Origin of the sequence: Psychrilyobacter piezotolerans, from assembly GCF_003391055.1 — a bacterium.
GTDB classification, from domain to species: domain Bacteria; phylum Fusobacteriota; class Fusobacteriia; order Fusobacteriales; family Fusobacteriaceae; genus Psychrilyobacter; species Psychrilyobacter piezotolerans.
Window position 1 is genome coordinate 1 of the sequence record NZ_QUAJ01000023.1, and the last position, 13,476, is coordinate 13,476.

14 protein-coding genes and 1 pseudogene are annotated in these 13,476 nt (G+C 33.3%); 11 read left to right on the top strand and 4 right to left on the bottom strand.

The window, feature by feature from the left end:
* Nucleotides 1-148: 148 nt before the first annotated feature.
* The 5 genes from DYH56_RS11870 (at nt 149) to murI (ending at nt 3,926) form a co-directional block, all read left to right on the top strand.
* A complete protein-coding gene (locus DYH56_RS11870; protein WP_255414718.1) occupies nt 149-1,171 on the top strand; it encodes a bifunctional diguanylate cyclase/phosphohydrolase in 1,023 nt (340 codons plus the stop codon).
* A gap of 156 nt (nt 1,172-1,327) precedes the next feature.
* On the top strand, nt 1,328-1,528 hold the full coding sequence (locus DYH56_RS11875; protein ID WP_114641395.1) for a cold-shock protein: 201 nt from the start codon (nt 1,328-1,330) through the stop codon (nt 1,526-1,528).
* Between the two features lie 112 nt (nt 1,529-1,640).
* The gene (locus tag DYH56_RS11880) at nt 1,641-2,501 is read left to right on the top strand and encodes a radical SAM protein (RefSeq protein ID WP_114643090.1); all 861 of its coding nucleotides are present in this window, start codon (nt 1,641-1,643) and stop codon (nt 2,499-2,501) included.
* A gap of 201 nt (nt 2,502-2,702) precedes the next feature.
* Entirely contained in the window at nt 2,703-3,023 is a 321-nt protein-coding gene (locus tag DYH56_RS11885) for a DUF3870 domain-containing protein (protein WP_114643091.1), read from the top strand.
* Nucleotides 3,024-3,095: 72 nt separating this feature from the next.
* Nucleotides 3,096-3,926, top strand: coding sequence for a glutamate racemase (gene murI, locus DYH56_RS11890; RefSeq protein ID WP_233500036.1), 831 nt, complete (start codon nt 3,096-3,098; stop codon nt 3,924-3,926).
* Between the two features lie 151 nt (nt 3,927-4,077).
* On the opposite strand, the gene DYH56_RS11895 is transcribed toward murI, so the two are convergent.
* From DYH56_RS11895 to DYH56_RS11910, 4 genes are read right to left on the bottom strand one after another with little or no spacing between them, the layout of a single operon-like run.
* The gene (locus DYH56_RS11895) at nt 4,078-5,145 is read right to left on the bottom strand and encodes an NAD(P)/FAD-dependent oxidoreductase (RefSeq protein WP_114643092.1); all 1,068 of its coding nucleotides are present in this window, start codon (nt 5,143-5,145) and stop codon (nt 4,078-4,080) included.
* A 29-nt stretch (nt 5,146-5,174) separates the two neighbouring features.
* Nucleotides 5,175-6,233, bottom strand: a complete 1,059-nt coding sequence (locus DYH56_RS11900; RefSeq protein ID WP_114643093.1) for an NADH:flavin oxidoreductase — start codon at nt 6,231-6,233, stop codon at nt 5,175-5,177.
* A 45-nt stretch (nt 6,234-6,278) separates the two neighbouring features.
* On the bottom strand, nt 6,279-7,064 hold the full coding sequence (locus tag DYH56_RS11905) for an EFR1 family ferrodoxin (protein ID WP_114643094.1): 786 nt from the start codon (nt 7,062-7,064) through the stop codon (nt 6,279-6,281).
* A 39-nt stretch (nt 7,065-7,103) separates the two neighbouring features.
* On the bottom strand, nt 7,104-7,520 hold the full coding sequence (locus tag DYH56_RS11910) for a MarR family winged helix-turn-helix transcriptional regulator (RefSeq protein ID WP_114643095.1): 417 nt from the start codon (nt 7,518-7,520) through the stop codon (nt 7,104-7,106).
* A gap of 293 nt (nt 7,521-7,813) precedes the next feature.
* On the opposite strand from DYH56_RS11910, the pseudogene DYH56_RS11915 reads away from it, so the two are divergent.
* The 6 genes and pseudogenes from DYH56_RS11915 to DYH56_RS11940 form a co-directional block, all read left to right on the top strand.
* Nucleotides 7,814-7,969 (top strand): annotated as a pseudogene (locus DYH56_RS11915) (VanZ family protein); the annotation flags it as partial.
* 92 nt (nt 7,970-8,061) lie between these two features.
* On the top strand, nt 8,062-9,408 hold the full coding sequence (locus DYH56_RS11920; RefSeq protein ID WP_114643096.1) for an MATE family efflux transporter: 1,347 nt from the start codon (nt 8,062-8,064) through the stop codon (nt 9,406-9,408).
* A 134-nt stretch (nt 9,409-9,542) separates the two neighbouring features.
* Nucleotides 9,543-10,181 (top strand): GntR family transcriptional regulator, encoded by a 639-nt coding sequence (locus tag DYH56_RS11925; protein WP_114643097.1) that lies wholly within the window; start codon nt 9,543-9,545, stop codon nt 10,179-10,181.
* Nucleotides 10,182-10,417: 236 nt separating this feature from the next.
* Nucleotides 10,418-10,795, top strand: coding sequence for a GrdX family protein (locus tag DYH56_RS11930; protein WP_199533022.1), 378 nt, complete (start codon nt 10,418-10,420; stop codon nt 10,793-10,795).
* A 19-nt stretch (nt 10,796-10,814) separates the two neighbouring features.
* Entirely contained in the window at nt 10,815-12,101 is a 1,287-nt protein-coding gene (locus tag DYH56_RS11935; protein WP_114643098.1) for a glycine/sarcosine/betaine reductase component B subunit, read from the top strand.
* A 26-nt stretch (nt 12,102-12,127) separates the two neighbouring features.
* A complete protein-coding gene (locus DYH56_RS11940) occupies nt 12,128-13,438 on the top strand; it encodes a glycine/betaine/sarcosine/D-proline family reductase selenoprotein B (protein ID WP_114643099.1) in 1,311 nt (436 codons plus the stop codon).
* Nucleotides 13,439-13,476: the final 38 nt, after the last annotated feature.

The window sequence follows — 13,476 nt, forward strand, 5'->3', positions numbered from 1 at the left end:
AGTTTAGTTTAGTCACTTAAATTATTAGAGTGTAATTTGATATGTGTCAATGGTCTTTTTTTATTTATTGCTAAAACGCTGACATTTTACTTTGCAACTGTGCTGTCTTTTTACTTTACCATAAACAAGAATAGCAAGAGAACAAAAAATCTGTTATTTAAGTTATCATGATTCTCTAACAGGCCTGCACAACAGAAGATTTTATGAAGAAAATCTAAGTAAATTAGATATCCCTGAAAACTATCCACTAACAATTGTAATGTCAGATATCAATGGTTTAAAATTGATAAATGATGCTTTTGGTCATAGTGCAGGGGATAAACTCCTTATTTCTGCAGCAAAAATTTTTTCCGATTATTGTAGAGAAACTGATTTGATTGCTAGAATTGGAGGAGATGAGTTTATTGTTGCAATGCCTAACACCAGTGGAGTAGAAGCTGAAAAAATTATAGATAAGATTAACAAAGAAGCAAAAAAAATAACTATTGAATCAATAGAGTTATCAATATCATTTGGATTTGAAACTAAGAATGAGGTTCATGAAAATATTCAAGAAATTTATAGAACTGCTGAAGATCTAATGTATAGAGTAAAACTGATTGAGATACCTTCAATGAGAAGTGGCGCAATCAAAACAATTTTGAATACATTGTACGAGAAAGATAAGAGTTCTGAGATTCATTCAAGAATCGTATCTCAAATCAGTGAAAAAATAGCTGTAGCCTATGGAATGAACCGACAAGAAGTTGCCGAAGTGAAAACAGCCGGATTGCTTCATGATATAGGAAAGATAATTATTCCAATCGAAATTATAACTAAAGAAGGAAAATTAACTTCCGAAGAATATAATTTAATAAAAGGACATCCTGAAATAGGATTTAGAATATTAAACTCAAGTCACGATATGAGGAATATTTCGACTATTGTGTTAGGCCACCACGAAAGATGGGACGGATTAGGATATCCAAGAGGAATAAAAACTGATGAGATTCCAATACAATCAAGGATAATTGCCATTGCTGATACATTTGATGCAATGACAAGCGAGAGAACATATCGAGAAGTTTGTACAAATAAACAGGCATTAGATGAAATCATTAGATGTTCAGGAACTCAGTTTGATCCTAAATTAGTTAAAGTATTTGCAGATAACTTCGAAAAGATAATCTAGGATAAATCTTTACTTTTTATAACGATTATGATACTATTTAATGGTAACAGAGAGTAGGACAAGAGTTTCATTAGTTAAAAAACCTTGAATGGATTTAAAGTTAAATGGATTTTAAGAAAAACTTATCTGTATTAAAATTTTACGGAGGAAATATATATGTTAAAAGGAACAGTTAAATGGTTCAACGATGATAAAGGATTTGGATTTATTTTGGCAGAAGACGGGAACGATTACTTCGCACATTTTTCACAAATCAACAAAGAAGGATTTAAAACTCTGCAGGAGGGAGCGGAAGTAACTTTCGAAATTACTGAAGGTGCTAAAGGTCCTTGTGCTACAAACATAGAAACTGTATAATTATGTAAAATTTTGAGTATTAAAGTGGTGGAAATTTCTGCCACTTTTTTATTTGCCGTTAAACAAATTTGTTTGTGATATAATAAAAGAAAATGAAAAAAGGAGGCAACACATGCCCTATGAAGGAGCAATATACCGGCCGCCCAGTGAGGCCAACAGTTTAATTTTACAGGTTACCGTGGGATGCTCCCACAATAGATGTACTTTTTGTTCTATGTATAAGGACAAATCATTCAGGATGAAATCCAAGGAAGAAATATTTGATGATATCGATACCTACACCAATGATTTTTATACCAAAGCCTTCCTGGCTGACGGGGATGCAATGCTGCTCCCAACCGGCCTCCTCATTGAAATAATCAGGCGGATCAGGGCTAAGATGCCCAAGATTAAAAGGATCGGGATCTATGCCCATGCCAATAATCTAAAGACTAAATCTGTGGAGGAGCTGAAATCCCTGCGAGAAGAGGGGCTGAATATAGTCTATGTAGGGATAGAGAGCGGCAGTGATAAAATTTTGGAAAAAATAAACAAAGGGATTACTTCCGGTGAGATGGAAAAGGAATTGATGAAAATATCTGAGAGCGGAATAAAACTCTCCATAATGATCATCTCAGGCTTGGGAGGGAAAGAATTAACCCATGAACATGCTGTGGAATCGGCTAAACTACTGAGCAGAGTCAAGCCTAAATTTCTCTCCCTCCTGACCCTGATGTTGGAAGAAGGAACCCAGTTTTATAACGATGTGAAGAACAATAAAGTAGAGTTATTGAACCCAGAGGAGATCTTACTGGAAACCAAACTTCTGATAGAAAATTTGGAATTAAATAATACCATATTCCGGGTAAACCATGCTTCTAACTACCTGAGTTTGGAGGGGGTGCTGAACAGGGATAAGGAGCGTATTTTAGAAGAGATAAATACAGCTGTCAGAGATAAAGACTATATACCCGAATATTTTAGGAGATTATAATTTAATAAAAAAGTTGACAAAATCATAAATTTAAACTATTATTAGTCATAAGTGAACCAAAATGTCATAAATTGTTTTAAAATTTTATATCTATTATAAAAAAGTAAGATATCTTAGAATATACGATATTAAGTTATTCGAGTCAGATTTACTTCCCCAAGGGAGTAGTCTGACTTTTTTTTTGAAAAATAAGGGGGATAAATGAAGAAAAAAAATGTATACGTATCTGGGTATGGAAAGGCACATGAGAAATCCGCTATAACAAAAATATATGGAATTTTTGCTCTGGGCATGATAGTAGACCCTAATACAGATGAGATCTTAGAGGTAGAGGGATCTTTGGTCTTGGATATAACTAAAAATTTTTTGAAGTGTCTGTTTGTAGGAGAGAAAATTACAGATGAAAAAAAAATAAGTGAAAAGATTAATGATTTATATTTTGGAGCCTCAAAAAAAGCATTTATTATAGCTTATAAGGATGCACTGAGAAGATACAAGGAGAAAATTAAATATAATATTTAAAGGAGTCTTGTCTACAGGTTTTCTAAATATGGAATGACAATTTTTATAAAGCTATTAATGGAGGTAGAAATAATGTATAAAATTGGTATATTTGATTCAGGGGTTGGAGGATTAACAGTTCTTAAAGAGATTCAAAAAATAGTTCCTTTAAGCCATATAATCTACTATGGAGATAACGGGAATGCCCCCTACGGAGATAAAACAGAAGCAGAGATAAAAGAACTTTGTTTAAAAATAGGGGAGTTTCTTTATGAAAATGAAGTTGATGTCATAGTGATAGCCTGTAATACAGCTACTGCCGCATCGATAAAAACAATGAAAAATAAATTTCCCATACCTGTCATAGGTGTAATAGAACCCGGAATAAGAGCAGCATTGGAAGTTACGCAAAATAAGAATATAGGTGTAATATTAACTCCTGCAAGTGCCAGAATGGAAGCATATAAAAATGTATTTGACGTCATAGCTCCTAAAACTCATACTTTAACTGAAAAAGGGTGCAAACTTATCTGTCCAATGATAGAAAATGGATGGGAGGATCGTTATGGTAATTATTTAACCGATGAAATAATCAAACTTTATATAGAACAAATTTCCCCTGAAATAGATACCCTTATCTTAGGCTGTACCCACTACCCTATTGTAGAAGAGAATATAGCTAAATACTTTAAAAAAAATATAGTGAATCCAGCCAATGAAACTGCAAATGAACTGTTGAAAAACCTTTCCCTGATTAAGCCGAAAGATTTAAATAACACCCATCCAAAGGTTGAATATATAGTTAGTGGAGACAGTAAAAGATTTATTGACTCTGCTGAGAAATTTTTAGGAGAAAAGATAGACAATATATACGAATTAGATCTGCATAAAAAATATAAAGAATTATTTCATGATGCAGTATAATAAATTATATTTTTTAGTATACAAAAAACCATGAAATAAGTCACACCTTTTATTGGGGTCCGATTTCATGGTTACAGTTTACAACTTACTACTTCTTTTTGCATTATTTACACAAATTTTGAGAATAAAGTCAAATCTATACTACTGTAATTTAAGATTTATAAAGAATATCAGTTACAAATAAATCTTTTTTTTGTTTATACGATGCTAAAAAATCCAATCTAATAAATGGTAATTGAGCAATTCCATTTTTTCTACCAAGTGTTATAAAAGAAATAGATCCCTTAATGGGTTTATATGGTTTTGTTTTTTTCCCATTAAGTGTTTTAAGTATATTACTCGCTGTTCTGTCTGCTTGTCTAATAGCTAAAGTACCAAGTTTGATTTCCGGAACATTATTGATATCTCCTATAGCCCATATATTTTCAACTCCTTCAATCTGCAGGTAAGAGTTTACTTTAATTTGATTTTTGTTATCAATCTTGTTAGAAAAATTATTTTTTAAAAAATCAGTATTTATGACATTCCCAAATGATTTATATATTATATCCACTTCATGTCTTTTACCTGAATTATCTATGACAACTTTAGAATTATTATTTTCTTCTATAGTAGCACGAGTATTTAAAATAATTTGTACTCCTAATTCTGATAATACTCTATGAGCCTTTTTACTAGCCCCTTTTGATAATGGAGACAATATTCTATCACTATTATGAAACAATAAAACTTTTTTATTAGGATATGCTTCTGCAATTTCACCAGCCAATTCTACACCTACAGTTCCACCGCCAATAATTGCAATTTTTTCTTTACTCTTTAATTGTTCGGCATAAGCTTCCCATTGTTTTTTTCTTTCGTTAAAACTTTGTTTATAATTTATTTTTAGATCCTCAAACCCTCTTGAAGTAGATCCTGTTGCAATAATACAATAATCAAAAGTAATAGTTTGATCATTATCAAGAATAGCCTTATTTTTATGTAATTTCACCAATTTTGCTTGAATATGTCTAACCTTTACTATTTCTGATATTCTTCTTCTAACTTTCTTTCCATAATCAAGGGGATCAACTATAGCTCTCAACATTCCATAAGGAACTTCAACATAATCTTTAGGTTCAACCAGTGTAATATCTAATTTATCACCCTTATATTTTTCTAATTTTTTAAGAACAGATATACCACCTATTCCTCCACCAAAAACAACTATTTTTTTCATAGGATAAATCCTCCTTAAAATTCAATTTTCTATAAATGTCGAGGGCACTTTGCAAAAATATTCATACAACCTGTTTTACAAGACAAGCATGAAATTGGTTTCTTATTTTCTTTTACCTTGTTTGTCCAATTATAATCTGCAACATGAGCTCTACCAACAGCTACAAAATCCGCCATATTTTTTTCTATAAGATATTTTGCTTGTTCAGGAGTTTTAATTTCATTTACAACAATAACAGGAATAGAAACGTATTTTTTTATTTCGGTACCACTAAATACAATTGCATTGCAAGGAAACTTATCAGGTACTTTTGGAAGATTTTCTTCATTGAATCCAGCTGATACATGAATATAGTCAATACCTTTTTTATCAAGTATTTTTGCGATATCTATTCCTTCATTGATAGTAGGTTCATTTGCTCCCATTCTATATCCAATAATAAAATCATTATTTAATTCATTCTTTAACAATTCTATAATTTCACAGGCAAATCGCATTCTATTGGATATTCCACCACCATATTCATCTTTTCTTTTATTTACAGTAGGTGAAGCAAATTGACTTAATAAAAAACCATGAGCTCCATGTAGTTCTATACCGTCTAAACCTGCAAGTTGAGCACGCTTTGCAGCTTTTAAAAAATCTCCCTGTATTTCGTAGATTTCTTGCTTAGTAATTTCCCTTGCCAATACATTGCCATCCTGAATATACTCAGATGGAGCTACAGAAAGTTTTGCCATAGATGGATCAGTTTTAAAACCTGGGTACATTATCTGCAAAATAACTTTTGCTCCATTTTCATGACAGATATCTGCAATTTTTTTAAGGCCTTCAATATGTTCATCAGACCATATTCCTAGATGTGTATCAGCAATACGGCTATTTCTATTTACACTATGACCTTCAAGTATTATAAGCCCGGCTCCGCCTTCGGCAATTTTTTTATAGTGTTTATAGAGACGTCTTTCACTGATTTTTCCTTCTTTATTTGCCTCAGCAGGCAAAAGAGAAGAAAGCATAGGAGGAACTACAACTCTATTTTTAATTTTTTTACCTTTAATATTAATTTCTGAAAATAAATTTTTCATAAAATCTCCCCTTTATACATTTGGTGTCACATATCCTACACCGAATTATTTTATTATTTTAGTATTTACTAAGTTATATTGTTCAAAAGACTTATTTTTAGCAAGATATGCGTTTTTAGGGCAAATATTTAGGCATTTTGCACAAGCCAGACAATGATCATTAAATATAATTTTATTATCTCTGATTTTTATATTATGATTTGGACATTTTTTAACACATAAAGTACACAGAGTACACTTATCACCATCAACCTTTAAATATTTATTAGCAAAGTTTGGAATCCACCCCTTATTCAGTGCTTTGTACATAGTTTCAAACAGTACTTGTTTTATTATTGATTTTTTATCAATTTGAGGTTTTCCATTAAAGTAGAATTCCATCATATTATTTATTTTTTTGATAACATCCCTATACATAGATTGAATTTCTATTTCTGTATTTTTTTCATGATTCATCATATAAAAACCATTTGGCATTAAGAATGATTGGGCTGATATGACGTTATATCCTGATTTATTTAAATGCTTTTTTAAGGTCATATGACCATAGGATTCGCCCCAGCTATGTGTGGTATAAGTGATGAAATCCTTACTTTTATTGTCTTCGTATTCAATATATTCATCAATAAAATTAAATACTTTTGCAGACGCTACTTTTGAATATGTCGGGGATCCAATAATAAACAGATCATAGTCCCTTAATTTACTAGACCATTGACTTATATCCACTAAATCTACTTTATAATTTGCAGTGAGCAAACGTTCTTTAAAAACTTCTGCAACCTTATAGGTATTACCTGTTCCAGAAAAATAAACAATAGCTGCTTTCATTTATATTACCTCCTTAAAAAATACTAATATATAGGACCTTTATTTCAAGTCACCGATTATCTTCATCATTAATTCCCCTAAAATATCTTTGTCTCCATCTGAAAATGACAAAAACATCTTTTTTTTAATATTTTCTACAATAGTAAGAATGTGGTCTTTCATCTCTTCTGCCCGATCAGTAGTTTCTACATAATAGACTCTTTTATCTTCTTTGGATTGATATTTTACTAAATAACCATTTTTTTCCAATGTATTAATCATCTCCGTAACTGTAGACTTTTTCTTTTCCAGTTGTTTAACCAGTTCCTTAATTTCCGACCTGCCGTTATTTGAATAGACAACAGACAGTAACCATATATGACCACAGCTTATGTCGATGCTATTTTGCTTCAATTTTTTTTGTAATTCTTTATTTATACGTTCACGTATTATCCCCAGTGCCACTAATAAATCCATAATTCCACCTCTTTTAATAAAATAGTTCAAAATTGAACTTAATTAATTATAGTCCATTTTTGAACTATTGTCAATAAATTATTCTAATAGAAGATATTGTCCCTACTTATCAAATTGTTCAATTACACCTCAATGGGTAGACAGAAATGAAGTCTTTAGAGTATACTTTTATTAAGATGAAATAGGTAAATCTATTAATCTAACCGATATAGAATGTAAATGTTTATTCAGTGTATATTTAAGAAAGCTATCTTTTGTTTGGTATAAAAATAGAATAATGATTTTTATTTGCTTGCAGCGATGAACTACATCAAACTTTTGTTCAAGGAAGAGGTGGAAGATTTTTAGATGTAATAATAGATTCTACCGGTGGGATGATTGGAATAATCTTTGCCAGTGTAAACTTTAGACAAAAGAAATCTAGAAAAATTATAACAAAAAAATCTTAGAAAGAATTAAAATCCTAGATTATCAAATTAATACAACAGCCATATTTCGCCACGAGAAGTATTCTCGGGGCGTTTTCTACAGAGGAGAGAGAATGAATACAGAACTAGAAAAAAAGAAGATACTGCCCCTGCTTATCAAATTTTCCATCCCGTCTACCATAGCGGTCCTGATTAATATGATATATAATATCACCGACAGGTATTTTATAGGGCAGAATGTAGGGAGGGATGGGATAGGAGCTTTAGCAATTATCTTTCCTGTGACCATATTAATAGGCGGAATAGGAATGTTCTTTGCCATTGGGGGAGCTTCAGCAGCAGGGATAAAATTGGGAGAAAGGGATAGGGGAGGAGCCGAGAAGGTCTTAGGGACTACTATATTTTGGATAATAATGATAGGTCTCGGTCTGACAGCTTTAATCCTTTTAAATCTAACCCCGATCCTGGAAATATTAGGAGCCAGTAAAAATAATATAGACCATGCCTATACTTATTATGCCTATATAATCCCGACTCTTGTGCTCCAGCTGGTGTTCATGTCCCTCAATGCTTTTATCAGAACGGAGGGGAATCCCATGCTGTCCATGAAGATTAATTTGCTTGGTGCAGGTTTAAATACCCTCCTGGATTATATTTTAATTGTAAGGTTCGGAATGGGAATAAAGGGAGCAGCCATAGGAACAGCTGCCGCCGGAGTAGTTCCTGCAATAATACAGTTATATCATTTCTTCAGGTCGGATATAATAACTTTAAAATTAAAAAATATAAGACCGAATTTAGAAATAATGTCGGAAATTTCAAAGATAGGTATAGGGTCGTTTTTAAACCAGCTCCTAAATGGAATTTCAGTATATATTATGAATATCAAGTTAAACTATTATGGAGGAGATCTGGCTATAGCAGCAGTTGGAATAGTATCTACCTCGAGAAATTTTATAAATACAAGTTTTATAGGATTTAACCAGGGAAGGCAGCCCATACTATCCTACAACTACGGGGCAAAAAAGTTTGACAGGGTGAAAGAAACCTTTAATATATCCACAAAGATCACATTTACAGTGGCTTTAATCCTTGTCTTTATAGTTGTGGGAAATTCAGATGCGGTAGCTGAATTTTTTGTGAACGATGAAAATCTTATAGAATTCACAGGTCATGCAATAAGGCTGAACCTGTTTATGATGGTATCCACAGCTCTCTACCTGTCGGGAACCAATTATTTTCAGGCAGTGGGAAAGGGGAAAAAGACTACCCAGCTGCTGACCATAAGGCTGGTGGTACTGACCATACCTCTTTTATATATTTTACCTGTATTCTGGGGATTAAATGGTGTCTGGCTGGCATTTCCCATCTCGGATACCATAGCTGCAGTAGTTGCCATGTATTTTATGAGGGAAGAATTTAAGGAAATGAAGGGGAATCCTTCGGTTCAATCGGTTTAACTTTAGGATAAAAACTGCTGAGATTATGGGAATTTTGTTTAGTCTTGTATTTTTAATAAAAAGTGGTTATAATTATAAATATAAAAATATTAGTTTTTTAAAAATGATTCTTAAAGATAAGAGGATGGTCTGCAATGAAAAAAAAATTTACAACAGATGAAATATATAATATTTTAAAAGATAGAATTATACAAATTAAATATGAACCTGGAATAGTTTTGAATGAAGTTGATATTGGAAATGAATTTGAAATAAGCAGGACCCCCATAAGAGAAATATTCCAAAGGTTAAACAGCAATAAATTACTTAAAATTATACCAAGGTACGGGGCCCAGGTTTCACATATTGATTTTAAATATATGAAATCAATATTTGAAATAACCAGAGAATTTGACAGCCTTGCAACAAAACTGTGTGTGGATAACATTTCAGAAGAAGAAATTTCCAAACTTGAAGAAATATATAATAACCTCCTCCAGTATAATATTGAGGAAGATTACCAGAAAGCTATCTCAGAGGATGAGAAATTCCATAAAATAATTTTAAAAAATTGTGGAAATACATGTCTGGAAGAAATACTTTCAAATTTACATATCCATACTGAAAGATTGTGGCATTATTCTGAAGATCATATAGATTCAATGGAAATATTTACAGAAACATTGGGGAAGATCCTAACTGCCATAAAGGAAAAAGATAAAGAAAAAGCAGAAAAATATGCCCGGGAGCATATAGATATTTTTGTTGAAAAAGTAAAAAAAGAGATGCTTTAAATAAAGGCAATAAAAAAAATCCGAGAATTAATTCTCGGATTTTTTTTATTATCTGGGAAATTATACCTATTTGGATGCAAGGTCACGTTGCTTTTTTATCACTTTATTTCTGTAAAAATAATTTAAAAATAAATTTGGAAAAATAAATTTGATATTGTATACTCCTGATATAAGATGAAAATACAACAAGTATACAACAAATAAAAAGAAAGTATTTTTGATTAAGGGGTGATTCTTTGGGATACTTAATAGTAAGTAATAATCCGATGGTCAAGGAAAAATTTGATAATGTTTATTTTATTGAAGGTACATCAAGGGAGGTGCTGGAAAAGGTAAGAGATCTGGTTCACGAAGGGTTTGAGTTGATGACCCACCCGTTGGGAGCCAGCTTGAGAATGATGTTCTCACCATGTTTTTCTGTAGTCGTTAAAGAAAAGCAGGGGGAGTTCAATTATTTTCACACTGAAATAATTGAATCAAGTATTGAAAAATATAACCAGCATATGGAGGTGAGAGAAGAGGATGTTGAAAATTCTAAAGATTATGCAGTAGTTGACTATAAGCTTTTAGAATCTGCTCTTGGGGAAATAAATAATAATGCAATGTCTTTTTAAAAAATTTGGAGGTGTCATTTTGAAGTTAGAACATAGAAAAATTAATATTAAGGATATACAGTTTGGAGAAAAAACTGCAGTAGCAGATGGAGTATTGTTTGTAAATAAAGAAGAAGTAATAGCTGAGTTAAAAACAAATTCTAAAATTAAAGAAGTAAAAATTGATATAGCAAGACCGGGAGAAAAAGTAAGAATTATTCCTGTGAAAGATGCTATCGAACCAAGGGTAAAAATTGAAGGGGAAGGAGATCAATTTCCAGGGGTACTGGCAAAAGTAACCCAGGCAGGGGAAGGAAAAGTTAATATATTAAATGGTGTTGCAGTGGTAACAATAGGAGATATTGTAGGATTCCAGGAAGGGGTAATTGATATGTGGGGTGAAGGTGCTAAATGGACTCCCTTTTCTAAGACATTAAATTTAGTAGTAGAAATCATACCTATAGATGGTTTGGAGCCACACGTTCATGAGGCTGCTGTCAGAATGGCAGGACTAAAAGCAGCTGCATTTATCGGAAAAGCAGGAAGAGAGATAGAGCCGGATGAGATTGAAGTTTATGAAACTGGAAGTATGGCAGAAGAGATAGCAAAATATCCTGACTTACCAAAAGTTTTATATGTAGAGATGCTGATATCTCAAGGATTACTGCATGACGGTTATATATATGGGGTAAACAGTCAGCAGATATTACCGACATTGTTACATCCAAATGAAGAACTGGATGGAGCGGTTATCAGCGGGAACTGTGTAGCTGCCTGTGACAAAATAACAACTTACCAGCATCAGAATAATCCGGTTATGAAAGATTTATATGCTAAACACGGGAAGGAATTAAACTTCTTGGGTGTTGTATTAACTCCAGAATTAACAACCTTAGACGGGAAGATCAGAACATGTGATTATACAGCTAAATTATGTAAGATGGTAGGAGCTGACGGGGTTATCGTATCGGAAGAGGGATATGGAAACCCGGATACCGACCTATTGATGATCTGTAAAAGATTAGAAGATTCAGGGATAAAAACAGTTTTAATTACAGATGAATGTTCTGGAAGAGACGGGATGTCACAGTCACTTGCAGATACAGCAAAGGAAGCAATAGCAGTAGTTTCAGGAGGAAACGTAAGTCATCTGGTTACTCTGCCCCCTGCAGACATAATTTTGGGAAATATTGAAGCTATATCTACCTTAGCAGGAGGATGGGAAGGATCACTCTTGGAAGATGGAAGTTTTATGTGTGAGCTGAACGCAATAATAGGAGCAACATCAGAGATTGGATACCATAATTGTACATCTAAATTATATTAATAACTATGACTGGAGGGGAATATATAATGGGAAAAAAGTTTAAGGTAGTATATTATTTGAATCAGTTTTTTGGTCAAATAGGCGGGGAAGACAAAGCCGGGATGGGACCTCAATTTATAGACGGGAATGTAGGACCGGCAACGGCTTTTGATAGTCTGTTAAAAGGAGAGGGAGAGGTAGTTGGAACTGTAATTTGCGGGGACAATTATTTTAATGAAAAAAAAGAAGATGCCATGGCAGAGATTAGCCGGATGATAAAAGATGCTGATCCGGATATAGTTATAACAGGACCTGCCTTCAATGCAGGAAGATATGGGATGGCATGCGGGGAAGTTGCTAAATATGTTATAGATGAACTAAAAATTCCGGCAGTGACAGGAATGTATATTGAAAACCCGGCAGTGGAACTCTGCAAAGCTAAAGTTATAATTGCCCAAACAGGAGCTTCAGCCGGAGGTATGCGTAAAGCTTTAAGTTCAATGTCAAGGATTGTGAAAAAAATAATATCAGGAGAAGAATTAGGACTGCCTGAAGAAGACGGGTATATTCCCCAGGGGAAGAGGAAAACAATCTTTGTAGATAAAAGAGGATCTGAAAGAGCTGTAGATATGCTTTTAAACAGGTTAAACGGGAGGGAATTTACAACAGAACTTCCAATGCCGGTATTTGATACGGTAGAACCGGCAGATGCCATTAAGGATATAACTAAGGCTACCATTGCATTAATTACAACCGGGGGAATTGTTCCAATGGGGAATCCCGACAGAATCCAGTCGGCAAGTGCCCAGATATGGGGAAGATATGACATAGCTGACTATAACAGTCTTACAGAAGGGGAATACTGTACGATTCATGGGGGGTATGATCCTGTATATGCAAATGAAGATCCAGACAGGGTGGCTCCCCTTGATATGCTGAGAAAACTTAAAACCGAGGGTTATATAGGAGATGTGGATAAATATTTCTATACAACCACAGGAACAGGAACCTCTGTAGGAAATGCCGTTAAGTTTGGAAGGGAGATGGGTGAGTTACTCAAAGCAGATGGTGTGGATGGAGTAATCATGACTTCTACATGAGGAACTTGTACTCGTTGCGGTGCAACGATCTTAAAAGAAATAGAAAGATTTGGAATAGCAGTAGTTCATATGTCTACAATTACTACTATATCTAAATCGGTAGGAGCCAACAGGATTGTTCCAACTATCGCTATCCCATACCCGGTAGGAAATCCAAAACTTTCTTCTAAAGAAGAGGGAGAGTTAAAATATAGCCTTGTAAAAAGAGCCGTAGATGCTTTGGCTACAGAGGTTTCTGGTGTAACTGAATTTGAATAAATAATTGATTATTTTTTCTTGAGCCCACCATCGTGGGC

Bases quoted from the DNA above. Each gene is read 5' to 3' on its own strand.
- DYH56_RS11875 (WP_114641395.1), top strand. From the start codon at position 1,328: ATGTTAAAAGGAACAGTTAAATGGTTCAACGATGATAAAGGATTTGGA.
- DYH56_RS11880 (WP_114643090.1), top strand. From the start codon at position 1,641: ATGCCCTATGAAGGAGCAATATACCGGCCGCCCAGTGAGGCCAACAGT.
- DYH56_RS11885 (WP_114643091.1), top strand. From the start codon at position 2,703: ATGAAGAAAAAAAATGTATACGTATCTGGGTATGGAAAGGCACATGAG.
- murI (WP_233500036.1), top strand. From the start codon at position 3,096: ATGTATAAAATTGGTATATTTGATTCAGGGGTTGGAGGATTAACAGTT.
- DYH56_RS11895 (WP_114643092.1), bottom strand. From the start codon at position 5,145: ATGAAAAAAATAGTTGTTTTTGGTGGAGGAATAGGTGGTATATCTGTT.
- DYH56_RS11900 (WP_114643093.1), bottom strand. From the start codon at position 6,233: ATGAAAAATTTATTTTCAGAAATTAATATTAAAGGTAAAAAAATTAAA.
- DYH56_RS11905 (WP_114643094.1), bottom strand. From the start codon at position 7,064: ATGAAAGCAGCTATTGTTTATTTTTCTGGAACAGGTAATACCTATAAG.
- DYH56_RS11910 (WP_114643095.1), bottom strand. From the start codon at position 7,520: ATGGATTTATTAGTGGCACTGGGGATAATACGTGAACGTATAAATAAA.
- DYH56_RS11920 (WP_114643096.1), top strand. From the start codon at position 8,062: ATGAATACAGAACTAGAAAAAAAGAAGATACTGCCCCTGCTTATCAAA.
- DYH56_RS11925 (WP_114643097.1), top strand. From the start codon at position 9,543: ATGAAAAAAAAATTTACAACAGATGAAATATATAATATTTTAAAAGAT.